Origin of the sequence: Collinsella sp. LCP21S3_C7, from assembly GCF_052118485.1 — a bacterium.
Lineage (GTDB): Bacteria > Actinomycetota > Coriobacteriia > Coriobacteriales > Coriobacteriaceae > Collinsella.
In genome coordinates, this window is record NZ_JBQKHC010000003.1 from 86,948 (window position 1) to 113,107 (window position 26,160).

Here is a 26,160-nt window from a genome sequence, read left to right on the forward strand (position 1 = left end):
CACGCCAACTTGTTCGCCCTGGACGTCGCTCGCTGTCCGTCCTCTACTTGCGGCGTTGTCTTGCTCCGAATGCGGCCCGCTCGCTGCCGTTGCCAGAGTAGTCATTGGGGACGTTCTTAAACGACTACTTAAGCCCGGGCAGGCGAGTATAGGGGAACGAACGCTCCAGGAATTCGGAGCAGCGGGTGTAGTCTTTGGCGAAGTAGCTGCTGTAGAGCGAATCGAGTACGTATTGCACGGCGATGTGGCTGGCGAACTGCGTGATGCGATGCGTCATGCTCTCGTGGTCACTCACCGTAAGGTAGGCGGCAAAGCCGGGGTGAATGCGAGCGCAATAAGGCGTGCCGATGACGATGACCGGGACATGCCGACTGCTGAGGATCGGCAAGATGTCCTTGAGGTTGGGGGCAAGGCCACTGTAGGAGATGACGATTGCCGCATGGTCGGGATCCGAGGCGAGCGCCGTTCGCACCTGGGCCTCGACACCGTTGTGGCACGTCGCGCTTTTACCGGCGGAGAGCAGGCGGTCGCGGAACATTCCCGCTGGATAGAGGTTGTGCGAGCCCGTGTAGATGTCGACCTGTCGGGCGTTCGCGATGAGCTTGGCGGCGTGGTCGAGCTGCGTGGGGTCGAGCAGCTCCTGCGTTTCGGCCAGCGTGGTCTGGTAGAGCCCCTCCATGCGCTCCATAACCTGCGCGGGAGTGGACGTAGCATCAAAAGGAAAGTTGATGTCCACGTCGCGGCGGTTTCCCGCCTCGGTTGCCAAGCGAATAAGCTCGACCTTGAGATCCTTGAAGCCCTCGAGGCCGAGCTTTTTGCAAAAACGATGCACGCTCGCGACCGAAACGTTGGTGCGCGCGGCAAATTCCTTAATAGAAAGCCCGCGGATGTCCTGACCGATGGCAAGGGCTGCAATGCCGAGCTGCTGCTCGGTGGGGGTGAGGCCCTGCGCCTCGGTGATCTTGCGTTTGATATCCATGCGAACTCCCACACTCGCCAAACCTGCCAAAAAGGGACAGGTTTATTTTGGCAGGTTTTGCCCGCAAAGGGTAACGGGGCCGAGGATGCCGCTGGGGGCGACGGGCTCGGTGAGGGCGAAAATGTCGGGGATCGCATGGTCGAGCGTGTTGATGACGTCGATCGTGAGCTCATGCGCACCGGCGGAAAGTGCGCCGGCGGCAAAACGATAGGGCGGGCAGATGCGTGTGCCGAGCGGGCGTCCATCGAGCGTGAGCGTCGCGGTTTCGTAGACGTCTCCCAGGTCGATTGTGGCGTCGACGCAATCGTTGGCCAGCTCAAACGACGCATGATATCGGTAGGTACCGCAGGTGCCGGTGAACGGATCGGCTGTAAGGTCGCACAGGTGCTTGAGCTTTTGTGATTCACCAAAGGCGCCATTGCTGCCGGCAGGAGAGAGGGCGACGGTCCATGGGCCTTCGATGCGCAGGCGGAGCGACGTGTCAGCGTCGATTGCGCCGTCTCCAGGCGCATTCTCGCTGCTCGTTTCCAAAACAACGATGCAGCTCTCGAAGGGTGCGAGCTCCAACGCACCGTCAAACGCAACAGGCCCGGCGCCGTTTAGCAGGTCGAGCCGCGTGCCGCAAAGGCGCTCGCCTGTCGCAAGTGCAACCGTGCAGTCGATGCGCTCGCGTGGGTGTTCGTTGACGAGCATAACGTAGGTCTCGCCCACCCGCTCGTAGCGAAGTGCGCGTAGCCAAGGCTGCGGTGTGTCAGGCACAACGGTCTGCAGTCCCGCGCTTGCAAGAGCGCGGGCGACATCGGCGAGCGGCGTTGCGACGAGCCCTCCCAGCTCGACCGCGCCATCGGTATCGTAGAATGTGCCGGGCACCTCGTCGACGGCAAGCACCATAACGCCTGCATCCGCCATGCGTCTCACTGCCTCCGCCGTCGTAGCGCCAATAAATGAAGCTCCTGGCATAACAAACGCCTGGTAACGACAATCGTTTACGGTAAGTAATCCGTCGGCAATCGAAACCTCGTAACGGTCCTCATCCTCAAAAGCCTCGGCGGGCACAAAATCAAAGTCGATCTGCGCGCGCGTGAGCTCTGCCGCCACGCGCTCGATAGGCATGGCGTTGCCGGCCCATTCGGCATCGGCATGGTACAGGATGGCAACGGGGTGCATGGCATAGCCTCCTGAAAGCAGCGTTGCCGTACGGTTCATATAGCTCATGAGCTGGCCAAAGTGCGGCCATTGCGGATTGTTGCCGTGTGCGTAAAAGTGCGGCGGGCAGTCCCAATCGGGGAAGGGCGCCATGCTAAACGCGTGCGGCGTAAACCAGTTAATACCGCGGACGAGCATGTGGTCGGCGATCCATTTCATCTCGCGCAAGCCCTCGTGCCAGCCGAAGGCGCCAAAGACCTCGGCCATGCAGCGCCCCTGCTTTTTGGGGTCGAGGCGTGCGGCCGAAGAGCCCAACTTGGCGAGCGCGTAGGTAAAGAACTCCATGTTCCACGCGCCGTGGAAGTAGCTGTAACGTCCGTGGTCGACGCTGGGGGCAAGCTGGTTGATGACAACGTCGATGCCCGCCATATCCTGCCCGGCGACCGCGCGGAAGTAGTGTCCGGCGCCCTGGCCCAGGCGCGTGTGGCAACTCTTGTCCTCAATCACATGTCCGATGTGCATGACGCCGCGCTTGCGGCACCAGTCACCAATCTGCTCGTCAAAGCACGCGCGGTAGAGTTGCGTGGCGATGTCCATGTAGGTGTGGCGGACCCGAGCGCCGGCGGGGTCGCGCGTCCAAAGGCCGCGGAGCTCGGCAAGCCAGCTCGCGCTCAACTCCTCGTGCAAGCGGCGGGCAAGCTCATCCGACCAGGGCAGTGCCATATCGCCGCGTCCAATAAAGCTGCTGGTGGAAGCGTCTTCGAGGGTCGCACCCTTCTCGTTCATGAAGCCCGGTTCATCGGTAAAGAAGCCCAGAATGGTCTTGCCGAACTCGTCGCCCAGATGCTCAAACGTGGGTTCGTAGACGGCGTTGATGAGCATACGGCACGAATCGGCGTCGACCATGTTGATGTACTCATCGCGAAAGCCGGTTTTTTGGCTGGTGACGTAGAGCTCGAGGGTGGTGATGCCGGCAGGAGCGTCAAAGCGCAGGCGGACGGGAGTGCCGTCCTCGGTCTGTTCAACGGCGAGCTCAAGGTCGAGCGGTGCCCCGCCGGCGTCGAAAGTCGCCGTGCCCACAAAGCGCTCCGTGGGATCCATAAGATTACCGAGCTTAATGGTCGTGGACGGCTGGGGACCGACGACCGTTACCGTGCGATGCTTAAGCACGGTCTTTTTGAGCGCGGGGTCTACATCCTCGCCTGCAAGCGCGCCGTTGGCGTAGCCCGTGGGAAAGTGGGCATCGTCGAGCAGCCAGATCTTCAAGTCCAGGCGCTTGCACTCGCCAATGATAAAACGCAGGTCGGACCACCAGCCGTCGCGACAAAACTCGGGATGCGTGCGCGATTCGAGGCAGACCTCGTGGATGTCCGCCCCGGCAATCTGCTCTAAGTATTCGGTAATCGTCTCGCGCGCCTCGCCCTTGAGCCACAAGAACGGAAGCACATGGTTGTCGTATGCCGCCATATCCACTCCTCTAAAACAAACCTCTTAAATCGATTGAAGTCAGAGTACGTCGCGCGCACACTCCTGCTAATATCAAAACCACGGCAGAATATGACCAAATCAATGATGGTGGCGCTATGGATATCGCGCGTTTGGACAATCTTTTGCTCAAGCTGACCGACAGCGAGCGCGCTTACTGCGCAGGCACCCGCTATGACTGGAACGATGCGTTCAGCTCGGGTCATCAGCAGAATAACGGTGAAAAACATATCCATAAAATCGGTGACCCGACGCGAGCCCTGCACCAAGAAGGCATGCCTGAGGGCCTGTCAATCGTGCGCAACTCGCGCTTTAACCCCGTGCCGGAGCATATGCACAATTATGTCGAAATCAGCTATGTCTATCGAGGGCATGCGCCGCAGGTCGTCAACGGCGCACGGCTCACGCTTGCCCAAAACGAGGTGCTCTTGCTCGACGCGGCCTGTCCGCATGCCGTAGGCGAGCTCGGCGAGCATGACATTATGCTGAGCATCGTCATCTCGCGGGTGATGTTGCACCGCAGCCTAGAGCAGAGCCTGTCGCCGTCAAGCGCCGTCTCGCAGTTCCTCGTTAATGCCCTCAATGACGAAACCGACCACCGCGGTCATGTGCATTTCCGCACGGGCAACAGCCGCCGCGTGCGCCGATATATGCAGGAGATGCTGTGCGAACTTCTGGAGCCGACGGCGGCGAGTCCCCAGATCGTGTCGAGGCTGTTTGAGTTGCTGCTGGTCGAACTTATGCAAAGCTATGAGACATCGCTGCTGCAGGCGGACATGCCCACGCTGCCTTCGGCGCAGGTCGCGGCCGCCGTGAGCTACATCGAGCGCCATGCCTGCGATTGTACGCTCGAGGACGTAGCTCGCCACCTGCATCTGAGTCCCAACTACGCAAGTGCGCTGCTCAAACGGCAGACGGGCCGCACGTTTATGCAGCTCGTGCAGGAGAGCCGCCTGGCGCGCGCGGCAACATTGCTCGACGCCGGCGCCACTGCCGAAACCGCGGCGCGCGAGGCCGGCTACGCCAACATGAGCTTCTTCTACAAAAAGTTTGCCGAGCGCTATGGCTGCACGCCGGCCGTCTACCGCCGGCGTTTGTCCAGATAAAACCTGCCAAAATAAACCTGTCCCTTTTTGGCAGGTGTCAGGAAGTGTCAGGGGCGGGGCGGTGACGGGGCGCAAGGGCGAAAAGAAGTGTCGGGTTTGGTGCGCCCGCTTCTGCCCGTCCCGCGCGTGGGCGATACTCAGCTCATCGATCCGCGATGCAAAGGAGATGCTCATGGCAAACATCAAGTTCCCCGAGGGTTTCTATTGGGGTGGCGCCACCGCCGCCAACCAGTTTGAGGGCGCTTGGAACGTGGACGGCCGCGGTCCTTCCGTCGACGACCATTTCTTGGGCGGCAGCTACAAGGAGCCGCGTCAGATTACGATCGATATCGACCCCAACCGTTTCTACCCCAATCATGACGGTATCGATTTCTACCACCACTACGAGGAGGACATCGCGCTGTTCGCCGAGATGGGCTTCAATATGTTCCGCATGTCCATCTCTTGGAGCCGTATCTTTCCCAACGGCGACGACGCTGAGCCCAACGAGGCCGGCCTCGCCTTCTACGACCGCGTCTTCGACTGCCTGCGCGCCCACAATATCGAGCCGCTCGTGACCCTCTCGCACTACGAGATGCCCTATCACCTGGTCGAGAAATACAACGGCTGGGCGAGCCGCGAGCTCATCGGCTTCTTTGAGAAGTACTGCCAGACCGTCTTCGACCGCTATCAGGACAAGGTCAAGTTCTGGCTCACCTTCAACGAGATCAACTGCGGTACTCAGGACATGGGCAACCTCTTTGAGACCAGCATGATTCAGGGCTTTGAGGGTCCGGCGTCGGCGGTCCACACCACGCCGCAGGCTCGTATGCAGGCGTTGCATCACCAGTTTGTCGCCAGCGGCCGCGTCGTGCGCTATGCCCATGAGCATTACCCGCAGTTTAAGATGGGCAACATGGACTGCTTCATCCTTTCCTATGCCGCCACGTGCGATCCGGCCGACGTGTTCGCCACGCAGCAGGAGATGAATACCATGAACTGGTACTGCTCCGACGTGCAGGTGCGCGGCAAGTACCCGTTCTATGCCAAGCGCTTCTGGGCCGAGAACGATGTCGAGCTCGTGATGGAGGACGGCGACCTGCAGGATATCGCCGACGGCAAGGTTGATTTCTACACCTTTAGCTACTACATGTCCGGCACCGTGGGCACCCACAAGGACCACGAGATGACCGAGGGCAACATGACCTTTGGCGGCAAGAATCCCTATCTGGAGTCCACCGACTGGGGCTGGCAGATCGATCCGCTGGGCCTGCGCATCGCCCTCAACGAGATTTACGCCCGCTACGAGATTCCGCTGATGGTGGTCGAGAACGGCATGGGCGCCTACGACGAGGTCGAGGAGGACGGCTCCATCCATGACCCGTATCGCATCGCCTACTTGCAGAGCCACATCAAGGCCATGGGCGAGGCCATTGCCGATGGCGTTGACCTGATTGCCTACACCTGGTGGGGTCCCATCGACCTGGTTTCCGCCGGCACTGGCGAGATGCGCAAGCGCTACGGCTTCATCCACGTCGATAAGTACGACGACGGCACCGGTACCTATGAGCGCCGCCGCAAGGACAGCTTCTTCGCATACCAGAAGATCATCAAGTCCAACGGCACCGAGGGCTTGGAATAATTGAGCCCCGGCGTTCCGCCGAACGCCGGACCGGCCGCCGACTACGTGACCACCGACGTCGATGACGACGGCATCTGGAACGCTTTTGTTCACCCGGGGCTTATCGAGGCTTAATCGACAATATGAGTGCCCATGGGAAAAGGTTTTGGAAGGGCTTGGAAGGGCTTGTGATTCGGGCCCTCGCCTTAGCATTTTGGCCATTTGGCACTATAATCACCATAGGTATGCGCATAACGTTGCGCTTAATCAAGAGGAGAAAACGTATGGGTCTGTTTGATATGTTCAAGAAGAAGGCTGAGCCCGTGGCTGCCGCTGCTCCGGCCTCCATTTCTGCTTCTGCCGGCGCCGACGTGCTGTGTTCGCCCGTCAAGGGCAAGGTCATCAAGATGGCCGACGTGCCCGATCCCGTCTTTGCTGGCGAGGTTTTGGGCAAGGGCTGCGCCGTGTGGCCCGAGGACGACCTGGTCTACGCTCCCTGCGACGGCAAGGTGACCGTCACCATGGGTCACGCCGTGGGCCTGCAGTCCGATAGCGGCATCGAGGTTCTGGTGCACGTTGGCGTCGATACCGTCAACATGAATGGCGACGGCTTCGAGGGCTTCGTCAAGGCCGACGACGTCGTGAAGGCCGGCCAGCCCTTGCTCAAGATCGACCGCGCCAAGATCGCTGCCGCCGGTTACAAGGACTGCGTCGTCGTGGCCGTGTCCAACACCGCCGAGTTTGCCGATGTCGAGCTCGCCGTCGAGGCCGAGTCTGCCGTCGCCGCCGGTGACGCCATCGTTAAGGTCGTCCGCAAGTAGTCTGCGGCATCCAGAAGATGCACAAGGGTGGTCGGGTTATCCGGCCACCCTTTTTTAATAGGCCGAGCAGGCGCATTTTATTGCAGGGGGCTTGCTTTATGGGCCATTCACTCGTCAAATTGAGCCGCCCGCGCTTTTGCGGCGTAGGGGGTTGAACGGAGCCGCTAATATGGACCTACTGTTACGACGTGCGCTGCGCGGGAAACGCAGCGCCGCTTGTTTGGAGGAATGTCATGAAAAAGAAACTGCTGCTTGCGCCCCTGATGGCTGCCCTGGTCGCGTGCGTGGTTTTGCTTTCCGGCTGCGGAGGGCCTTCGGTGGAGGAGCTCATCACCAACGATCTTACGAGTCAGTTTGACGAGATCAAGAACGGCGGCGATGATTTCCTCTCCGGCCTGGAAGAGGCTTCGGGCGATGAGTTTGAGCAGCTGGGCATCGATCCCAAGGAGTATGCCAAGAGCTATCTCGAGGGTTTTGATTACAAGATCGGTGATGTGACGGTCGATGAGGACAAGGGCACCGCGACCGCCGAGGTCACCATCACCTGCAAGTCCATGAACAAGATCGTCGAAGATTTCGCCACCCAGTATCAGGAGAAGATCGCCGCACTCGATACGATGCCTTCCGAGGACGAGCTGTACAAGATGGCCGGCCAGGTGATGGTCGACGTGACCAAGGCCGCTGAGACCAAGGACACCAAGGTCACCTTTAAGTATTCCGCCAACGAGGATAACGAGTGGTCTGCCGACGATTCCGCAACCACCGAGATGATGAATGCGATGATGAACTAGTTCGTTGCGGCGTTTTACCAAACGCCGCAACTGCTCGACGTTGCGTGGGCACCAGAGCGACAACTTGTCATTCAAAGAGGACGGCATGACCAGAAGGTCTATGCCGTCCTCTTTTCATGCCAATTTGTTCGCTCTGGTGCCCGCTCGCTACTCGCCCAGCACCAGCGCCGCGAGCTCTGCCTGGCTGTCCACCACGTAGTCGGCGCCGGCGGCTTCCAGCTCTGCGCGGCCGCGGAAGCCCCAGCTGACGCCTGCGCTCTTAAGACCGGCGTTGTGGCCGGTCAGGATATCGACATTGGAATCGCCTACGTAGAGCGTGGTCGCCGGGTCGGCGCCCAGCTCTTCCATCACATGCAGCGTGACGGGTGCCTCGGGCTTGGGCGGAAACGCATCGACACGGCCCTGTACCAGCGCAAAGCGCTCGGAACCAAAATACTTCTCGATAAGCGGGGCCGCCGAGACGTGGTCCTTGTTAGTGAGCACGGCAAGCTGCACACCCGCGGCACGCAAGCGGTCGAGCATCTCGATCGTGCCGGCATAGGGGGCGGTGTGGTCCTCCTTGTGCTCGCCGTAATAAGCCCTAAACTCGGCAAGCGTCTGCTCAAACATACGGCCGTCGCCCGCGTACTCGGCGGGCATAAAGCGCTCAACCAGCTTGAGCATGCCGTTTCCCACCTTGTAGCGGTACTCGTCAACGGCAAACGTGGGCCAGCCGTGCGCCTCGCAGGTATGGTTGCCGGCGGCTGCCAGGTCCTCGAGCGTGTTGAGGATGGTGCCGTCCAGATCAAAGATCACATGGGAAAAAGCTGCTGCCATGAAAGCTCCCGTCATTGGGTTTCAAAACGCACCCCATAATACTGGGCTTCCGCGTTGGGCGTGCTTGGAATCTGAACATCTCCAGGGATATCAGGTGACATCGCGCCACTCATGCGATTCCGCCCTAGCAAATTCTCGGCAGCTGCTCTCCCACGAGCATGTCGAGGATGCGGGTCGAGCCCCAGCCGGTGCGCACGCGCACGGCGGGACGGGCGTCCGATCCAAGTGGCAGCACGCGGCCGATGATCGCGGCGTTCTCACCGTAACGGGCGGAACGCATGGCGCTCAGCGCGGCATCGGCTTGCTCGGCCGGCACGACGGCAACCATCTTGCCCTCGTTTGCCACCTGCAGCACATCGTAGCCGAGCATCTCACATGCCGCCTGCACGTCGGGGCGCACGGGCACGGCATCCTCGTCGATCTCCATGGCAACACCGCTGGCCTGGGCAAACTCGTTGAGTGTGGACGCCAGGCCGCCGCGCGTGGGGTCGCGGAAACAGCGCGTGCCGGGCGCTGCGGCCAAAACGTCGGCAATCAGGTGGTTGAGCGGCGCGGCATCGCTTTCGATCGTGCTCGAAAATGCCAGGCCCTCGCGTTGGCTCATGATGGCGATCCCGTGGTCGCCCAGTGTGCCTGACACCAGGATAACGTCGCCGGGGCGGCAGTTGGCGCCGCTGAGCGCCACATCCGCAGGCACTTCGCCCACGCCGGCGGTATTGATGTAGACGCCGTCGGCCCCGCCGCGCTCGACCACCTTGGTGTCGCCCGTGATTATGGACACGCCCGCCTCGCGCGCCGTCTCGGCCATCGTCTGCACAATCTGGCGGAGCTTATCCATGGGATAGCCCTCTTCGAGGATAAAACCGCACGATAGGTAGCGCACGTTGGCGCCCGAGGTCGCGACATCGTTGACGGTTCCGCACACGGCGAGACGGCCGATGTTGCCACCGGGGAAGAACTGCGGCGAGACTACAAAGCTGTCGGTCGACATGGCGATGCGCCCGCTCGCGGGCAGCGCGGCGACGCCGGCGTCGTTGCCTTCGAGCAACTCGGGCGTCCCAAAGGCATCCAAAAAGACCTCATCGATGATGCGTTTCATCATCTGACCGCCGGAGCCATGGCCCAACAGGACGGTGCTATCGGTGATGCTATGGGACATATCCAAAACTCCAATCGAGGACGGAATTGATAAAAATCGGACATGGCAGAATCGATGTTAAGTAAAAGCCAGCGAGCGCCATTCAGACGAAGTGAGTTGCCTTGAAAGAGGAGGCTGCTGGGCTTTTGCCCGCAGCCGACGATTGAAAGGCAAATCGCTCGCCTGAATGGCACGCAGCGTCGACCAGTACGCCGCTCGTTAGAACGGCGGAACCTAATAGTCGCGGTAGCGGTAGTACGCCGCGCAGCTGCCTTCGGAGCTCACCATGCACGGGCCGACGGGGTGTTCGGGCGTGCAGGTGCGGCCGAACAGAGAGCAGCTGCTCGGCGTAATGGCCCCGCGAAGTACGTCGCCGCAGCGGCACCCACGCGGCTCGACCGTCGCCTCAACGGGCACGTTAAAGCGGGTACGGGCATCAAAGCGCGAGAACTCGGGGCGGATGGAAAGGCCCGAGTTGGCAATTGGCCCCAGCCCGCGCCACGTGGTGTCGCATGGCTCAAACACCTGCTCGACCAGCTGTCGCGCCACGGGGTTGCCGCCTGCGTTGACGCCACGGCGGTAGGCGTTGTCGATCGTGGGCCTGTCCTCGGCAACCATCTGGACCAGCATGCAGATGCCTTGCAGGATATCGACCGGTTCAAATCCCGTGACCACGCCCGGGGTATCGAACTCGTCGACCAAAAAGCTAAAGGGCGCCAAGCCCGTGATGGTGGCGACGTGGCCCGGCAGGATAAAGCCGTCGATGGCGGTCTCGGGATCGTTGGCGATGGCGCGCAACGCCGGCGGCGTGGTCTTGTGGGCGCAATAGACCGAAAAGTTCAAAAGCCCGCGCGCCTCGGCCTCCAAGATGGCAGCGGCGATGGTGGGCGTCGTAGTCTCAAAGCCCACGCCCATAAAAATGACCGGACGATCGGGGTTTTGCTCGGCAATGTCGAGCGCATCGAGTGGGGAGTAGACGATGCGGATATCGCGCCCTGCCGCCTTTTGCGCAGCGAGCGAGGTGGACGATCCGGGCACGCGCATCATGTCGCCAAAGGTGGTGATGATGGCGCCGTCTATGTTGGCGAGCGCGATCGCGTGGTCGATGTCACGGTTGGCGGTAACGCAGACGGGGCAGCCCGGGCCGCTCAGCAGCTTGAGCCCGGCCGGCATAATGGAGCGAAAGCCATAGCGGCCGATGCTCACGGTGTGCGTGCCGCAGACTTCCATAAGGTTGATGTTACGGTCGTCGACAAGACCGCGAATGCGTTCGATGAGCTCGCGAGCCAGCTTGGGGTCGCGAAATGCCGAAAAGTCGATACCGGAGCGCACCGGCTGTCCGGCCGCCACTAGTATGCCTCGGCCGGATTGCTGGCCAGTTGGTCTTCTTCGGCCAGTTCGGTCATGGCGTTAACGAGCTCGAGCGTTTCTTGCGCTTCCTGCTCGTCGACGATCTGGATGCCAAAGCCGGCGTGCACGAGAATATAGTCGCCAACCTGCGCCGTCGGCACGAGTCGCAGCGACACGGGGCGCTCGATGCCCATCATGTCGACGGTGGCCTTGAGGCCGTCGTCGCGTTTGACTACTTTGCCGGGAACGGCAAGGCACATATTGTTCCCCTTTTATACGTTTTGCGCTGGATAGGCGCTCAATAATCCATCAGTTGATGGTAGCGCTCGCGGGGTTCGCGGGCAAACGCGTTACGCCTGTGAGACGGCTGGGCACAGCGGTGTGCGAGAGCGAGCTACTGCGATGCGATCTGCGCAAGACGAGCGCTTGCGACCGCCGCCTGACCGTAGGCGATGCAGCCGTCATTGACGGGCACGGTATGGGGGATAAGGACAGTAAGACCTGCGCTTTTGAGCTCGCGGGTGAGGAGCTGGAGCAGAAGTCGGTTCATGAACACACCGCCCGAGAGCGCGACGGTGTCGATGCCCTCGCACGCGCAGATCTCGCTGGCGATGCGTGCCGAGGAGCGCGCGACGGCGACATGGAAGTCGAGTGCGAGCCTGTCGGCGGGCACACTGGCTCTGGTTCCCTCCAAAAGCGCCGCAAAAAGTGAGCTGGGGCTCAGGACGAGAGACCTGCTCGAGGTTGCTTGGACAGTTAGTTCAGATTTGTACTTTTTATAGTGGTAATGGGTGGTATAGATCGTCTGCGAGGGCCCCGAATGGGTTGATTTGGGGTATCCGGCGGGCGAATTAACCGCAAATGAGGTGCCTGGAGAGCCCTCTTCGGGGTAATCTGAGCCAAAACCGTTGGTTAGAGGGTCTGTTTTTAATACAAATCTGAACAAACTGTCCAGTCGCAATGGGTCAGATGCGGAACAGCCGTCTTTATCGCCGGGAACATGGGTAATTTTGCTGCCGAGCGCGCGCCAGGCGGCGGCTTCGAGTTCGATGGCGGGCTCGCCTTCGTAGGTTGCCTGCCCGCAAATGCCCAAAACTGCAGCGGCGGCGTCAAAGAGACGCCCCATACTGCTCGTGCGTGGGCTGTTGATGTTCCGCTCGATCATCGTTGCCGTCACGCTGCGTGTTTGCTCGTCTAGGCCGTCCAAGAGCCGCTCGGCCCCCGGATGTTCAAGCAGGCCGAGCTCACTGAGCAGGGCAAAGGCGTTGCGGCGGGCGTCGCGCACGGAGGCCGCCCCGCCGGGGAGCGTCCAGGTGCGCAAATGCGCGGCGCGCTCAAAGCCGCCAAGGCTGGCAACAAGAAACTCGCCGCCCCAAATGGTCCCATCGGTGCCGGCGCCGGTGCCGTCAAAGGCGATGCCAAGGACGCGCGCGTCGGTTGTAAGCTGGCCCGCGGCAATCGCCTCTGCCATTACGCTCGCGATGTGCGCATGATGGTGCTGCACCTCGACGAGCGGCAGATTGCATTTTCGCGCCTGCTCGCGCGCCCACTGGCTCGATAGATAGCTGGGGTGTAGATCGCAGGCCAAGGCGGCGGGCGCCAAGTCAAAGAGATCTTCCAAGCGCGTGCGCGCGGCGTTCCAGGCATCGAAGGTCCCGCCGTTTTCAACATCGCCGATATGCTGCGACACAAAACAGGTTGCCTCGCCGTTCGTCCCTTCACGCGTGAGCGCAATCGTGGCCTTTTGTTGTGGCCCGCAGGCGAGCACGCAGGGCGTGGTGCCGTCGAGCGCCGGCAACGGCAGCGGCTGGGGTGCATATCCGCGAGCGCGGCGAACGGGCATGGCGACCCCACCGACCACGCGCACCACGGAATCATCGTAGCGCGAGAGAATCGCACGGTCGTTGCCAAGTAGCGCGTCAGCGATGCCGGCGGCAACAAGGTGTTCCCATGCAAGGTTGTCATCGGTCTCGATAGGTTCCTCGCTCAGGTTTCCGCTGGTCATGACGAGTGCGTGCATACCGCGGGCTTCTGCCGCGGCAAGCAACAGATGCTGAAGCGGTGTATAGGGGAGCATAACGCCAAGCTCAGGAAGGTTGTGCGCGACGGACGGTGCGAGCGCGTTGGGGGAGCCGCCGCTCTCGCAAACGGCACGTCGGCGCAGCAGCACAATGGGGCGAATGCTGCCGGTCAGCAAGCCGCGTTCAACGTCGTTGACATGGCACAGGCGTTCAGCATCGGCAAGGCCGCGCACCATAACGGCAAGCGGTTTGTTGCTGCGGCGTTTGCGGCGGCGAAGCTCGGCTACCGTCTTCTCGTTGGAGGCGTCGCATACCAAGTGAAATCCGCCCAGACCCTTGATGGCGACGATACCGCCGTTGGCCAGCAGCTCAACACAGCGGTCGATAATGGCGTCGCTGGTCTTGCGCGTGGTGCCGACGGTCAGCGACGCGGCGGCTTCGCCGGCCTCGCGCCACGTAATGTGCGGCCCGCAATCAAAGCAGGCATCGGGCTGCGCGTGAAACCGCCGGTCAAGCGGGTCGCCATACTCTGCGGCACAGGTGGGGCACATGGGAAAGCAATCCATCGAGGTGGCCGCTCGGTCATAGGGCAGCGACCGGATGATGGTAAAGCGCGGTCCGCAGTTGGTGCAGTTGATAAAGGGATAGTGAAAGCGTCGGTCGGCGGGGTCGAACAGCTCGTGCAGGCAGTCGTCGCACGTGGCGATGTCGGGCGAGACGAGCGTCGTGTGGGCGGTTTGATCCTGCGATGCCACAATGCGAAAGCCCCGCTCGTTGGCGGCGTCCCAGTCGCCGGGCGCTAGGTCCATAACCTCGACATGCTCCACACGAGCCGCCGCGGGCGCATGCTCGGAAAGCGCGGCGACAAATTCGTCGAGCGCCTCGCTTAGGGCGTGCGCCTCGATATGCACGCCATCGCCCGCGTTAAGCACCCATCCGCAAATGCCATGCGCCATGGCCTCGCGATACACAAATGGCCGCATGCCAACGCCCTGCACAATGCCCGTTACATGGATATGCGCATGTCGCATGCGACCCTCCTTCATCGAGACCTGCCAAAAAGGGACAGGTTTATTTTGGTAGGTAAAACGTTAAACCTGCCAAAACAAACCTGTCCCTTATTGGCAGGTGCGCCGCGCAAAGACCCGCTACAGCCCCAGGCTCTGCTCGGTGGCGGCGCAGGTGAGCTCGCCGTGTTTAACGCCGCGCAGGCCCAGCAGACGGTCAGCCAGCTCGTAGACACGCTCGCCGCGACCCTTGAGCGCCAGAATCTCCAAGCAGTTGTGGTGGTCCAGATGCACGTGCATGGTCGAGACAATCTCGTCGGTGTAGTCGTGCTGCACCTCGTCCAGACGGCGCGTCAGATCGCCGGTATGGTGGTCATAGATCATGGTGAGCGACCCGATGACCTGCTCGTCGGGCGTTCGCATCTGCTCCTTGGCAATGGAGGCGCGAATCAGGTCGCGCACGGCCTCGGAGCGGTTGGCAACGTCGCCGCGGCGCGCGATTTGCTCGTCAAAGCGGCGCAACAGGTCGTCGGGAGCGGTGACCGAAAAACGGACCAGCTCGGAGGCGGAGCCGCTGAGGCGGCAGCCCACGTCGCCGGTCGGCCCGTGCGGATGCTCGTGCTCGCAGGCGTGCTCGTGCTCGGCCACGCTACACCAGCTTTACGGAGCCAACGGAGTTATGGTCGGCCTCGATGGCCTCCTCGTAGCCCTCGAGCACATCGTGCGCCTCGTGGAGCGCCGCCATGACGGCCTCGAGTTTGGCGCCAATGCGCTCCATGTCAAAGTTCTCGGTCGCATGCAGCAGCTGATGGCTCCACTCGTGGGCGAGCTCGATCGTGTCGTCGACCTGTTTGACGCTCATGGCAAGCTGGCTCATGTTCATTCCGACGTCATGCATGGGAATCTCCTTTTGTACGGGTCTAATCAGTGGTTCAGATTCTACTACGCCCGCTTTACGCATCGCCGCATAAGAAAACGGGTGCGAGTCCGTCTGACCCGCACCCGTTCACTGGGGGCTGTTTGTGATTACCATACTATCCGTGGTCGCGGGCGCAACACCCGGCTCTCCGGCGAGCGGCACAAAACCACTCATGGACGGCAACACATGACCGGCGTATTACAGGTGCTTCTCCAGCAGCGCCTGCAGCCTGGCCTTGGGCAGCGCACCGACGGAGCGGTCGATTTCCTCACCGTTCTTAAAGACAATCAGCGTGGGGATGCTCATAACGCCAAACTTCATGGCCAGGTCCTGATTGTCGTCGACGTTGCATTTGGCGACGGTAATCTTGCCGGCCAGCTCGTCGGCCACTTCGTCAACAATGGGCGAGAGCGAACGGCAGGGACCGCACCACGGTGCCCAAAAATCAACCAGCACGGGAAGGCTGCCGTCAACGATGGAATCGAAATTCTCGGGGGTAATCTGCTTAATGTCAGCCATAGTGACCTCCATAGTGCGACGCGGCTCGGCCGCGTAAAACTCAGTACGACCGTGCTTATACCCAACGGCCCGCAATGCAACCACTCGCGGGCGGCTCTTTTATATAATGGTGGGCACGCAAACGATTGGAGAGCGCATGCCCACGTCACAAAGCCAGAAAAAAGAAGCCATCGCCCAGGCGGCCGAGCAGGAGCTCGCATCGCTCGCGGGTCGCGGCGTGCGTATCGCGGGTAACGCGTGCTCGCCGATTGTGCTGGTAAAAGGTGATTTAGACGATGCCGAGCGTGCGGGTGGCGAGCTGGCTGCCGGTTCAGACGGCGCCGCGTTGCGTAAGGCGCTCGGCGCCATCGGTTACGCGCCCGAGGATTTCTGCGTGCTGGCAAGTGTTGCCGGCGCGGGCGACGGGGCGGTTACGATAGGCGAGGACCTGCCGTGCGAGCTGTTCCGCGAGGCGCTCGAGGCCTTGGATCCCGAGGCGGTCCTGCTGCTGGACGATCGCGCGGCCGATACCATGCGCGAGACCTACGCAGACATGCTCGTGGCGATCGACGACTTTGATACCGCCATGCTCAAGCCCGGCTTGGTCGCCCACGTGCAGGGTCGTCGCGTACTCGCGCTCGACGGCTTTGAGGCCGCGCTGACCGACAAGGCCGCCAAGCAGCGCATGTGGGCCTACATCAAGCAGCTGACCCCGGCCGCCGCGCCGCTGTAGCGGACTGGCGCCGGCAAGGCGGTCCTGATGGGTCGAGCGCGGCGCCGACTTGTCGCGCCCTTACATCACTGCGCGAAACTCAAACCGATCGCCGTGAATGCGAAACTGGCAGTTGCCGTTCATGCGCTCGACGGCAAGTTTAATGCTCCTGGTTCCAAAGCCGTGTCCGGTGTGCTCGGCCACGGGCATGCCGTCGACCATGCGCGGCGGGCGCCCAAACGTGTTGGAGACCAAAAGTAGCAGTTGTCCGTCCTCGCAACGCAGGTCCAGATCGACAAATCGCTTGCCCTGGGGAGCGGCGCTTGCGGCGACGATGGCGTTGTCCAGGGCGTTTGAGAGTACGCTAAACAGATCGACGTCGGCTACATGGACGCTCTCGGGCACGGCGGCGCGCAAATCGGCGCTGATGCCGTTTCGGTTGATATCGGAGCTAAATGACGAAAGCACGATATTGACCGTGTCGTTGGCGCAGTAGCGGCGCACAGCGGTGCGGTCGTTTGTCTCGCAGAGCTCGTCGATGCGCTCGAGCGCCTCGTCGATGCGGCCCTCCTCGATCAAAGCCGCAAGGCCGCGCAGGAAGTGCCGCATGTCGTGGCGGAGAACCGAAAGCTCACGTCCAGATTGGCGCCAGGCTTCGAGCTCCTTGATGGCTGCGCTGTCGCGGGTCGCGAGCATCCAGCGCTCGCGCTCGGCGATTTCCTTTGCCTCGTATTCGCGCAGATACACAGTAAGAAACATGAGGTAGAACGCGCAAAGCGCAAACGCCAAAAACTCAACCGTCACCACAGAGCCAGAGTGGAAGAGCGTGGTGTAGACGTTGGTGGCGTAGTCAAAGATGTAATAGACGAGCGGCAGGATGAGCAGAATCTCGAGCTCGGTGGGGGTTTTAACCGCCAGGCGCGGACCGATGTCGCTGGCCCAATGCAGCAGGATTGCAAAGACGACGGCCGTGGTGATAATGCGTGCCGCGTAGTACGCGATTTGCGAGTCGGTGGCGGCGAGCGCGGCGATGCCCATCCAGTTGCTGAACTGGCAGCTCAGATAAGCACTGGTGACGCCCAGCATAACGAGCAGCGGGCTCAGGCGATAGCGCGCGCACAGGTAGATGACGAGCGGCAGATGCACGACGAGCGGATATACCTGACGGGCGAAAAGCTCGCCGCCGACGGCATTGGCGAGGCCGAATGCGCATCCGGTTACGGCGCCGACCATCACCAGCTCAAGCGCATGACGCCGGTTGATCTCGATACCGCAGAGCGCCGCCGAGGCAAAAACGCCAAAAAGCAGGGTCGTTGCGTGGTGGATTGCCCAAAGTACCATCTCGGCCGCAGGGAGCATTAGCGCCTCCCGCTCTCGAACCGTGCCGCAAAGTAGGCATCCTGGAAACCCTGCTTGCAGCTGCGCGCCAGCGGGATGCAAGCGCCCGAGCGCATGACGATATCCGTGCGGTTGAAGTGGTCGATATTGCGCAGGTTGACCTGGTAGCTACGGTGACATTTAAAGAAGTTCGCGTTTTTGGCCAGCTGGTCCTCGATGTTGCGGAACGGCTCGAGCGCTTCGATGTCGCGCCCGTCGCGCAGGTGGAATACCACGTGCTTGTTGCGGGCCTCGGCGTATTCGATATCGGACAGGCGCAGAGCATGGTATCCAAAGGACGTTTTGGTCACGAGCTCATCGGTCGCGTCAGGTCGCATGCTCGAAAGCTCGTCGAGCAGTTGCGCCAGGCGTTCGTACGTTACGGGCTTGAGCAGGTAGTCGAAGGCGCGGACCTCATAGGACTCCAGCGCGAACTCGGGCGATGAGGTGAGGAACACCAGTCGCACGGCTGTATCGGATTGGCGCAACTCCCGCGCGGTGTCCATGCCGTTGACGAGCGGCATGATCATGTCGAGCAGAATGATGTCGGCGCGCGATGCGGCATGGCGGGCCAGCAGGTCCTCGCCGCGCGTGACGAGTGCAACGTCGACCGCCGTGCCCGTCTCGGTCGACCAGCGGTCGATCATCCGGTGCAGTCTATCTAGAAAAGCGACGTCGTCGTCGCAGGCGATGATCTTGAGCATTCGGGCCCCCCTTAGTAGTTCGATTTTGCCACATTGGGTGCGCGCCGCCCGCGGAGGAACACCCCGTTTGCGCCCCACGGTGCGCAACTCGCGCTGAGCGGCAGGGCGTCAGTTTTGACGGCCGCACAATACTCCATGGATACACATGTCAATCGATGCCGGCGGTCGGACGGGGAGTCAGGCCGCCCGCCGGCGCCAAGCGATAGCGAACATTGCGAAAGCATAGGGGTAAGGGGAGCCGTGATGAGGGAGAAGAAGATGGGGATGCGCAGACTTGCTGCTTGCGTGCTGGCTACAGCGCTGGCGCTTGGGGGCGCGGTGACGACGCTCGCCACGCCTACGGTAGCCGAGGCGTATCCGCAGGGCGCGACGCTTCCAATAAGGTCGAAGGATGACCTGTCATACTACGAGAAAGATAAGCCTGTAGTGCTTGAGGCTGGCGAGGACTATGTCCTTGCCGGTAAGGTCGATATTGACTATTACGAGGTTCAAGGCGGCACAGCGGAGAACCCCACCCGCCTGTACTTTAGTAATGACAGCTATCTGGGCGGTCCGCTGACCGTCAAGTGTGACCTTACATCTTCGCAACACCCGCTCTTTGTGCTCAAGGGCGGTTATGTCGAGTTCATCGGTGATTCGGGTGTCCCGACCGAGGTACGCTGCGATGGAAAAACGTTTTTGAGCGATAGCAATGATTACGAAGCGCGTGGAGGTGTCGATAAGCCGAATACGGGCAAGAGCCTCAACCTTTCCGTGAAAAACCTCAAGCTTGTTTCAAGGACCGAGAACAAAGATAACGATCGGGCAATCACGCTCTATGGAACCATGGGTGCGGGGGAGACGGCCAGCTTCACGAACGTGAGTGTCAGCGGTTGGAAATGCTGCAAGAACAGCGCATTCAATGTTGACCAGGGTAATGAAATTTACGAAGCCTCGCCGGCGCCTGTGACTATCAGAGGCAGCCAGGTCGCGGTGGATGCAACGTTTGTCAACTGCACGTTTAAGAATAATAGTGATGACTGCGTCGGCGCCTTGAGCGTGGTCGGGCGGTCGAAGACTCCAAAAGTTACGTTGAACGGCTGCACGTTCGAAAACAACAGTCAGGGAATGATTGCATGCGACGAGATGAAGGTTGAGAGCGGTCATGTGCATGCGGGCAATATTGGCGTCAAAAATGCCATAGTCGCCCTGAATAACTGCAGTATCCGTTCAACAAATAACACGTCATGGAATGGACCCTGCTCTTATATGTTCAATGTGTGGGGTATTCAATATCAGATGCACATGACGAGTGCCATTGCGGTGGCAAAGGATGCGTCGTGCACCATAAACGGTACGGTTATCGACGATTCGTTCGTGTTCCCCTCTGATTATTTCAACGGTCGCGACATAAGAGGTCAGGACGAGAAGCGCTGCGCGGTTTACGCCCTTGGTTCTGTGACACTCGCCGGCAACACGAAGGTCACTACGGCCAAGGCGAAGGGCGTCGATGCGTCCGATGTCGGTAGCTACGGCAAGGTTCACGTCGATAAGTCTTTTACGGGCGAAGCCGTCCTGTCTATCGACGATACCAAGTTCGATCCCGAGTCCAATAGGCAGTATTACTACTATGAGTATGTGGACCTTGGCACGAGCGATCTTTCGCAGGAGGATCTCGCGAGCAGGCTCAAGCTCGCCAACGAAAACCTTGCATACGACGTTACCGATGGCAAGGTCGAGGTTATCCATCGCAAGCACGAGCACGAGTGGACCTATTCCACCAACAAGGATGGGTACAGCATCGCGGCTACGTGCAACGGACAGTATGAGGCCTCGCACTGTGTCTACTCCAGGGATGGCGAGAAGATCTCGCTGATGTCGTCCAAGAGCGGCGACCTGAGCTTTACCTACAACGGCAAGCCGCGCGATGCCGTGCTTGCTACGACTAAGCCGTCTCAAAAGGACAACGCTGTAGCCCAGGGCAAGGTAACGATTGTGAGTGCACGCTTTTACCGTTTCGTGGATGAGAATGACACCGTGGGCATCGAGATGGAAGGGTCGCAGCCGTGCGATGCGGGCACCTATCGCGTGGTGGCGACGGTCGCCATCGAGGGGCAGAACGATGTCACGCTCGAGCGCGTGTTCAAGATCGATGGAATTAAGCTAAGTACTTGCAAGGTCGAGGTGCTCAATAACGACACAGTCAAGAATAACTTGCCAGCGTTCAAGTGGACGGGTGAGAAGATCGCTCCGCAATTTAAGGTGACTACAACGGTAGATGGTGAGACGGTTGACCTCAGGTTGGGTGTGGACTATGAGTTCGATCAAGACCGTGGAGATCGGGACGGTACCGATCCCGGTACGTATAGAACCTGGTTGTGGGGCTTGGGCAACTTTGTTTATGGTCAGAGTTTCTACTGGAGCATCTACGGCACGCAGTTCGAGAATGTTCAGGCCAAGGGCTTTGACGGCACCTATGATGGCAAGGCTCACTCGCCGTCGGTGACGGTCGACAACGCCCCCGAGGGCATGAAGATCGAATATAGCGTCGATGGTGGCTCGCTGTACGAAGACCAAATCCCCTCCTATACCAATGTCACGCGCGATATCTATTACAACGTGTGTGCTGAGACAATTAAGTACCGTATTACCGCACCCGACTACGTGCCGGTGGAGGGCGAGCTTGAGATCAAGATCGCTCCCGCCGATCAGGCCGCTCCCAAGGACGTCAAGACGACGGCCGCGACCGGGCATGCTTTGGCGGATGGCAGCATCGACGGGGTTGATAACACCTACGAGTGGAAAGCCGAGGCCGCCAGCGGCTATCAGTGGATTGCCGAAGGCGAGACGTCGGTTAAGGGCCTCGCCGCCGGCAAATACAGCGTTCGCCTTAAGGCCGACCGTAACCATAACGCCTCCAAGGCCCTGACGGTTGAGGTCAAGGACGGCCCCAAGAAGGCCGACGGTAGCGGTTGGAAGCACGACGATACCGAGCACTGGAACACCTGCACCTGTCGCAAGGAGGACGTTGACCGCGCAAAGCATGACTTTGAGTGGGTCGTCGACCAGGACGCTACGGCCGATAAGCCCGGTTCCAAGCACGAGCACTGCAAGACGTGCGGCTACGAGCGCGAGTCTGTCGAGATTCCCGCCTTCGGTATTACCGGCTACTCGGGTATCTACGATGGCGAAAAGCACGGCGTGACGGTTAACGCCGAGACCGTCGCATCTATCCAGTATCGCGAGAAGGGCGAGAAGAAGTGGAGCGACGAGTCTCCGCTCATCTGCGATGCTGGCTCCAAGACCGTCGAGTTTAAGGCGGCGCTCACGTCTGGCGACACCTGCGAGGGCGAGGTCGAGCTTAAGGTCGATCCCCGTCCGGTAACGGTGAAGCCCAAGGATGCTTCGAAGGTGTACGGTTATGACGATCCGGACTTTGAACTCGAGGCCGTCGAGGGCTCGATCATCAAGGGCCACCCGCTCTCTTGGTTCAAGATTCGCCGTGAGGCCGGCGAGAACGTGGGCACCTATACGCTGACGATCGAGGAGAGCGAGGTCGGCGACAAGTGGGACAAGATCCAGAGGGCGAACTATGCTCCGACGCTCCAGACCGGCACGTTCGAGATCACCAAGCGCAAACTTGGTGTTGACTGGAAGATCGGAACGTATGTCTATGACGGCAAGCCTCAGGGCCCCGAGATTGTAATCAGCCATGTTGTCAAGGGTGACGAAGGCAAGGTTTATTATGCGACCGAGGGCGCAACGGCTGTCGATGCCGGTGACTATAAGGCGAAGGTGACGGGCCTCGCCGGTGACCCTGAGGTCATCAAGAACTATGTCCTTCCTGACAAATTCCTGGAGACGGGCTATACGATCTACAAGGCAGAGCAGGAGAAGCCCCAGGGGTTGAAGGCCACCGCCGAGACCATCCGTGGCAAGTGCGACGGCAAGATTGAGGGCGCGCGCGGTCATGTTGCCTATCGCCTGTTCCGCACCCAAGCTGGGGACGCCAATGGCGAGACCATGGTTTCCGAGGACGGCAAGATCGAGAATCTTGCCGCCGGCGACTACCAGGTCTGGTATGCCGAGACCGATAACTACAAGCCGTCCACGCCTGTGGAAGTGCACGTCGGTCAGGGTAAGTACTTGTCTGTTACCCCTTCTGATAAGAATGACACCTACTCGATAGCGTGGCATAGCCCGAACGAATATCTTCAGTGGCACGCAAGTGTGGAGTTCTCGGTAAAGATCTCCGATGGCTACTACGCGGGCGATGACTTTGCCGTCAAGGCAAACGGCGTGGTTCTTGAGAAGGGTGAGGATGGAAAGTACGTCTTGAGCAATGTCGAGGAGAAGACAATCATCACCGTCGAGGGCGTGCGCAAGCACGAGGCTGTGAGCGATACGTGGATCTCTAACGACAATACGCACTGGCACGAGTGCACTTGCGGCGGCAAGATCGACGAGGCTGCGCATACCTTTAAGTGGTTTGTCGACAAGAATCCCACGGCGACCGAGGCCGGCTCTAAGCATCAGCAGTGCACGGTCTGTGGACACGCGTTGCCCGCAGTCGAGATTCCGGCTGCCGCCATCGTTGGCTACTCCGGCGAGTACAACGGCGCGTATCACACGGTCGATGCGAAGAGTCTGCCCGAGGGCGCGACGGCCCAGTACAGCACCGATGGCAAGAACTGGTCCCCCGAGGCCCCCAAGATCCGCGACGCCGGCAAGTTGACCGTTTTCTACCAGGTGACGATTGATGGTGCGAAGGCCGAGGGCGAGGTTACGCTCGAGGTCAAACCACGCGCAATTACGATCGCGGCCGACGACTCCTCCAAGACGTATGGCGATGTCGACCCCGTGTTTACGTGGGCGATCACATCTGGCAAGCTCGTCAAGGGCGAGTCTCTCGAGGGCATCACTGTTAAGCGCGATGCCGGCGAGGACGTGCGCGAGGGCGGCTATGCCCTGAACGTGACGCAGGCCAAGGATGCCAACCCCAACTACGACGTTGCCTGCGAGGCCGGCGTGTTCACCATTAACCGGCGCCCGCTCACCGTGACGTGGGGCACCAGCGAGTTCGTCTACGACGGCGAGGAGCACTGCCCCGAGGCGAAACTCGGCAACGTGATCGGCAAAGACGAGCTTGGCGCGACCGTCGAGGGCTCCCAGACCGAGGCCGGCGCCTCGTACACGGCGACCCTCACCGTGCTGACGGGCAAGGCCGCTGGCAACTATGTGCTGCCGCCCGAGGGCCTGACGTGCGACTTCTCCATCAAGAACGCCGCCCAGGACGCGCCGAAGGTCCAGGCCGAGGCCGAGACCGTGAGCGGCAGGCGTGACGGTAAGATCGCGGGCGTCAACGCGACGATGGAGTGGCGCGCCAAGGGTGCCGCCGAGTACCAGGCCGTGGGCGAGGGCGTGACCGAGCTCAAGGATCTCGCCGCCGGTGTGTACGAGGTTCGCTACCAGGCTAAGGCTAACTACGATGTTTCCTCTGTTACCGAGATCACCGTGGCTGCCGGCCGCAAGCTGGTCGTGGCGCTGCCGACTAACCAGCAGGGCTACACGCTTACCGCGACGGCAACCGAGCTCGACTGGCACGGCTCCGCAACGCTTACCGTGAGCATCGACAGCGCGTACTTTGCGGGCAAGGGCTACGCCGTCAAGGTCGACGGTAAGGCCATCGAGCTCTCCGACAAGGGCACCTATGAGCTCAAGGATGTCGAGGGCGACGTGAATGTGACGGTCGAGGGTGTCCTCAAGCACGAGCCCGACGGCACGGGCTGGGCGCACGATGCCAAGAATCATTGGCATGTCTGCCGCTGCGGCGACATCATCGACAAGGCGGAGCACACCTTTGAGTGGGTCGTCGACTGGCCGGCGACTGTCGAGGCCAAGGGTGAGAAGCATCAGGAGTGCACCGTCTGCCACGAGAAGGGCAAGACTGAGGAGATCGCGATTCTGGTACCCGAGATCATCGACGGTAAGGGCCAGACGATGGTGGTTGACGCCGCCAAGGACCTGAGCTTCCGTTCGAGCGCACCGCTCGCGTTCTTCCAGAAGGTACTGGTCGACGATAAGGAGGTCGCGGCCGAGAACTACGTGCTCACCGAGGGCTCTACGATCGTGACGCTCAAGGCGAGCTTCCTGAATACGCTCGGCGTGGGCGAACACAGGCTGAGCGTGGTCTCGACCACGGGCACGGCCGAGACGACCTTTACCGTTGCCGAAGCCGCCAAGCCCGCTCCTGGCCAGACCACCACGACTACGACTTCCAAGCCTAAGAAGAGGGCTAGCAAGGAGGCGTTGCCTGAGTCTGGCGACAGCACTTATGTCGTCGCGGGCGCCGTACTCGCTGCCGGTGTGGCAGTCCTGCTGCTGGCGTGGGCCATCATGAAGCGCCGCGCTTAACCGCGCACCAGCTCCCAGCGGGTCCGGATCGAGCGATCCGGACCCGCTTTTATGCCCACCGCCTTCGGACCAAGATAAAACGGGCCGCTCGAACCGTGTGGCAGATCCATTTTCGACTGTCCTCAGCTTGCCAGTTCGAAAATGGACCCGCCCCAAGATTGAATCCTTATTCCAACTTTACACCTGGCTTTACAGCTGTCTTGTCAGCTGTAAAGCCAGGTGTCATACTAAAGCCCCAAGATTCGCCAAAAGAGAGGGGCCTTGATGGCGCAGAGCGCGAACATGGATGCATCGGAGCTTGCACGCGATATCGCGGCCGGCCTGGCATCGGCAACGACGGCAACGGAGCGCGCGGCACTGGTGCCCGCAGAGCTCGTCGAGGCCATTCATCAGCTAAAAACCCAACGTGACGCAGTGATCCTGGCGCACTATTATGTGGCGCCCGAGGTTCAGGCTGTGGCCGATTTCGTCGGCGACAGCTTCTACCTGGCAAAGCTCGCCAAGAGCCTGCCGCAGCAGACTATCGTGCTGTGCGGCGTGGAGTTTATGGGCGAGAGCGTCAAGCTGCTCAATCCCACCAAGACCGTGCTGCTGCCCGAGCCGGGCGCGGACTGTCCCATGGCGCACATGGTCAAGCACGAGACGGTCGACGCGGCGCGCGCCGAATATGGCGACGACCTGGCCGTGGTGTGTTACGTCAACTCGACGGTCGAGATCAAGAGCTGGAGTGACGTGTGCGTTACCAGCTCTAACGCCGTCAAGATCGTCTCCGAGCTGCCGCAGCAGCACATCTTGTTCATTCCCGACCAGAACCTGGGCCGCTTTGTGGCCGAGCAGGTGCCCCAAAAGCACGTCATCCTCAACAACGGCTACTGCCCGCGCCATCACATCATCACCGTCGAGCAGATCGTCGACGCACAGGAGGCGCACCCCGATGCGCTCGTGCTGGCGCACCCCGAGTGCAAGGCCGACGTTCTGGCCGAGGCCGACTACATCGGCTCCACTGCCGGCATTATCAAGTATGCCGAGGGGTCGGACGCGAGCGAGTTCATCATCGTGACGGTCCGCGGCGTGCTCTACGAGCTCGAGCGGCGCTGCCAGGGCACCGGCAAAAAGTTCTACTTCCCCGCGGTGCAGCCCACCTGCGTCAACATGGATCTCATCACGTTCGAAAAGCTCGTGCGCTGCCTGGAGACGGGCGAGGGCGAGGTGCAGATCGGCGTGTCGGATGAGGCCGCCGACCAGGCCAAGCTCACGCTCGACCGCATGCTCGAATACGCGGCGCGCTAAGGCAATG

Annotated in this window: 19 protein-coding genes; 7 read left to right on the plus strand and 12 right to left on the minus strand. The window is 60.9% G+C overall.

Annotated elements, in window-relative coordinates:
- Window positions 1-124: 124 nt before the first annotated feature.
- Both ACTQ1E_RS02535 and ACTQ1E_RS02540 read right to left on the minus strand, forming a co-directional pair.
- Entirely contained in the window at window positions 125-979 is an 855-nt protein-coding gene (locus tag ACTQ1E_RS02535) for a MurR/RpiR family transcriptional regulator (protein ID WP_441564581.1), read from the minus strand.
- A gap of 42 nt (window positions 980-1,021) precedes the next feature.
- Complete coding sequence (locus tag ACTQ1E_RS02540) at window positions 1,022-3,592, minus strand: glycosyl hydrolase (RefSeq protein ID WP_441564583.1); 2,571 nt, start codon at window positions 3,590-3,592, stop codon at window positions 1,022-1,024.
- Between the two features lie 116 nt (window positions 3,593-3,708).
- On the opposite strand from ACTQ1E_RS02540, the gene ACTQ1E_RS02545 reads away from it, so the two are divergent.
- From ACTQ1E_RS02545 to ACTQ1E_RS02560, 4 genes are all read left to right on the plus strand, one after another.
- Window positions 3,709-4,716, plus strand: a complete 1,008-nt coding sequence (locus tag ACTQ1E_RS02545; RefSeq protein ID WP_441564585.1) for an AraC family transcriptional regulator — start codon at window positions 3,709-3,711, stop codon at window positions 4,714-4,716.
- Between the two features lie 172 nt (window positions 4,717-4,888).
- Window positions 4,889-6,337 carry a glycoside hydrolase family 1 protein gene (locus tag ACTQ1E_RS02550; RefSeq protein ID WP_441048944.1) on the plus strand — a complete coding sequence of 483 codons (1,449 nt, stop codon included), beginning with the start codon at window positions 4,889-4,891 and terminating at the stop codon, window positions 6,335-6,337.
- 263 nt (window positions 6,338-6,600) lie between these two features.
- On the plus strand, window positions 6,601-7,137 hold the full coding sequence (locus tag ACTQ1E_RS02555) for a PTS sugar transporter subunit IIA (protein WP_427719835.1): 537 nt from the start codon (window positions 6,601-6,603) through the stop codon (window positions 7,135-7,137).
- A 233-nt stretch (window positions 7,138-7,370) separates the two neighbouring features.
- Window positions 7,371-7,928 carry a hypothetical protein gene (locus ACTQ1E_RS02560; RefSeq protein WP_427727307.1) on the plus strand — a complete coding sequence of 186 codons (558 nt, stop codon included), beginning with the start codon at window positions 7,371-7,373 and terminating at the stop codon, window positions 7,926-7,928.
- A gap of 147 nt (window positions 7,929-8,075) precedes the next feature.
- On the opposite strand, the gene ACTQ1E_RS02565 is transcribed toward ACTQ1E_RS02560, so the two are convergent.
- From ACTQ1E_RS02565 to trxA, 8 genes are all read right to left on the minus strand, one after another.
- Window positions 8,076-8,744, minus strand: a complete 669-nt coding sequence (locus ACTQ1E_RS02565; RefSeq protein ID WP_229770728.1) for an HAD family hydrolase — start codon at window positions 8,742-8,744, stop codon at window positions 8,076-8,078.
- Window positions 8,745-8,868: 124 nt separating this feature from the next.
- Window positions 8,869-9,903, minus strand: coding sequence for a hydrogenase expression/formation protein HypE (gene hypE, locus ACTQ1E_RS02570; RefSeq protein ID WP_441564587.1), 1,035 nt, complete (start codon window positions 9,901-9,903; stop codon window positions 8,869-8,871).
- A 213-nt stretch (window positions 9,904-10,116) separates the two neighbouring features.
- The gene (gene hypD, locus ACTQ1E_RS02575) at window positions 10,117-11,232 is read right to left on the minus strand and encodes a hydrogenase formation protein HypD (protein WP_441564589.1); all 1,116 of its coding nucleotides are present in this window, start codon (window positions 11,230-11,232) and stop codon (window positions 10,117-10,119) included.
- Complete coding sequence (locus tag ACTQ1E_RS02580; RefSeq protein ID WP_154518167.1) at window positions 11,232-11,492, minus strand: HypC/HybG/HupF family hydrogenase formation chaperone; 261 nt, start codon at window positions 11,490-11,492, stop codon at window positions 11,232-11,234. The genes hypD and ACTQ1E_RS02580 overlap by 1 nt, the downstream gene beginning before the upstream one ends.
- 134 nt (window positions 11,493-11,626) lie before the next feature.
- Window positions 11,627-14,284 (minus strand): carbamoyltransferase HypF, encoded by a 2,658-nt coding sequence (gene hypF, locus ACTQ1E_RS02585; protein ID WP_441564591.1) that lies wholly within the window; start codon window positions 14,282-14,284, stop codon window positions 11,627-11,629.
- 117 nt (window positions 14,285-14,401) lie between these two features.
- Window positions 14,402-14,908, minus strand: coding sequence for a nickel-responsive transcriptional regulator NikR (nikR, locus tag ACTQ1E_RS02590; RefSeq protein WP_370450671.1), 507 nt, complete (start codon window positions 14,906-14,908; stop codon window positions 14,402-14,404).
- A gap of 1 nt (window position 14,909) precedes the next feature.
- Window positions 14,910-15,158, minus strand: coding sequence for a hypothetical protein (locus ACTQ1E_RS02595; protein ID WP_441067419.1), 249 nt, complete (start codon window positions 15,156-15,158; stop codon window positions 14,910-14,912).
- A gap of 219 nt (window positions 15,159-15,377) precedes the next feature.
- Window positions 15,378-15,698, minus strand: coding sequence for a thioredoxin (gene trxA, locus ACTQ1E_RS02600; protein WP_441564593.1), 321 nt, complete (start codon window positions 15,696-15,698; stop codon window positions 15,378-15,380).
- A 136-nt stretch (window positions 15,699-15,834) separates the two neighbouring features.
- Here trxA and ACTQ1E_RS02605 point away from each other — a divergent pair, with 136 nt between their 5' ends.
- On the plus strand, window positions 15,835-16,410 hold the full coding sequence (locus ACTQ1E_RS02605) for a hypothetical protein (protein WP_441564595.1): 576 nt from the start codon (window positions 15,835-15,837) through the stop codon (window positions 16,408-16,410).
- A 60-nt stretch (window positions 16,411-16,470) separates the two neighbouring features.
- Here ACTQ1E_RS02605 and ACTQ1E_RS02610 read toward each other — a convergent pair whose 3' ends face one another.
- Complete coding sequence (locus tag ACTQ1E_RS02610) at window positions 16,471-17,748, minus strand: sensor histidine kinase (RefSeq protein ID WP_441564597.1); 1,278 nt, start codon at window positions 17,746-17,748, stop codon at window positions 16,471-16,473.
- Window positions 17,748-18,470 (minus strand): LytR/AlgR family response regulator transcription factor, encoded by a 723-nt coding sequence (locus ACTQ1E_RS02615; protein WP_427727330.1) that lies wholly within the window; start codon window positions 18,468-18,470, stop codon window positions 17,748-17,750. Before ACTQ1E_RS02615 ends, ACTQ1E_RS02610 begins: the two co-directional genes overlap by 1 nt.
- A gap of 243 nt (window positions 18,471-18,713) precedes the next feature.
- Here ACTQ1E_RS02615 and ACTQ1E_RS02620 point away from each other — a divergent pair, with 243 nt between their 5' ends.
- Together ACTQ1E_RS02620 and nadA are read left to right on the plus strand one after the other, a co-directional pair.
- The gene (locus tag ACTQ1E_RS02620) at window positions 18,714-24,863 is read left to right on the plus strand and encodes an MBG domain-containing protein (RefSeq protein ID WP_441564599.1); all 6,150 of its coding nucleotides are present in this window, start codon (window positions 18,714-18,716) and stop codon (window positions 24,861-24,863) included.
- 264 nt (window positions 24,864-25,127) lie between these two features.
- Window positions 25,128-26,153: a quinolinate synthase NadA gene (nadA, locus tag ACTQ1E_RS02625; protein ID WP_441564601.1), complete on the plus strand. Its 1,026-nt coding sequence runs from the start codon at window positions 25,128-25,130 to the stop codon at window positions 26,151-26,153.
- The last annotated feature ends 7 nt before the right edge of the window (window positions 26,154-26,160 follow it).

Coding starts and splice junctions, on each gene's coding strand:
- trxA (WP_441564593.1), bottom strand. CDS start 15,698: ATGGCTGACATTAAGCAGATTACCCCCGAGAATTTCGATTCCATCGTT.
- ACTQ1E_RS02535 (WP_441564581.1), bottom strand. CDS start 979: ATGGATATCAAACGCAAGATCACCGAGGCGCAGGGCCTCACCCCCACC.
- ACTQ1E_RS02560 (WP_427727307.1), top strand. CDS start 7,371: ATGAAAAAGAAACTGCTGCTTGCGCCCCTGATGGCTGCCCTGGTCGCG.
- ACTQ1E_RS02615 (WP_427727330.1), bottom strand. CDS start 18,470: ATGCTCAAGATCATCGCCTGCGACGACGACGTCGCTTTTCTAGATAGA.
- ACTQ1E_RS02580 (WP_154518167.1), bottom strand. CDS start 11,492: ATGTGCCTTGCCGTTCCCGGCAAAGTAGTCAAACGCGACGACGGCCTC.
- ACTQ1E_RS02555 (WP_427719835.1), top strand. CDS start 6,601: ATGGGTCTGTTTGATATGTTCAAGAAGAAGGCTGAGCCCGTGGCTGCC.
- nadA (WP_441564601.1), top strand. CDS start 25,128: ATGGCGCAGAGCGCGAACATGGATGCATCGGAGCTTGCACGCGATATC.
- ACTQ1E_RS02595 (WP_441067419.1), bottom strand. CDS start 15,158: ATGCATGACGTCGGAATGAACATGAGCCAGCTTGCCATGAGCGTCAAA.
- ACTQ1E_RS02610 (WP_441564597.1), bottom strand. CDS start 17,748: ATGCTCCCTGCGGCCGAGATGGTACTTTGGGCAATCCACCACGCAACG.
- ACTQ1E_RS02605 (WP_441564595.1), top strand. CDS start 15,835: ATGCCCACGTCACAAAGCCAGAAAAAAGAAGCCATCGCCCAGGCGGCC.
- ACTQ1E_RS02545 (WP_441564585.1), top strand. CDS start 3,709: ATGGATATCGCGCGTTTGGACAATCTTTTGCTCAAGCTGACCGACAGC.
- hypE (WP_441564587.1), bottom strand. CDS start 9,903: ATGTCCCATAGCATCACCGATAGCACCGTCCTGTTGGGCCATGGCTCC.
- hypF (WP_441564591.1), bottom strand. CDS start 14,284: ATGCGACATGCGCATATCCATGTAACGGGCATTGTGCAGGGCGTTGGC.
- ACTQ1E_RS02565 (WP_229770728.1), bottom strand. CDS start 8,744: ATGGCAGCAGCTTTTTCCCATGTGATCTTTGATCTGGACGGCACCATC.
- ACTQ1E_RS02550 (WP_441048944.1), top strand. CDS start 4,889: ATGGCAAACATCAAGTTCCCCGAGGGTTTCTATTGGGGTGGCGCCACC.
- ACTQ1E_RS02620 (WP_441564599.1), top strand. CDS start 18,714: ATGAGGGAGAAGAAGATGGGGATGCGCAGACTTGCTGCTTGCGTGCTG.
- ACTQ1E_RS02540 (WP_441564583.1), bottom strand. CDS start 3,592: ATGGCGGCATACGACAACCATGTGCTTCCGTTCTTGTGGCTCAAGGGC.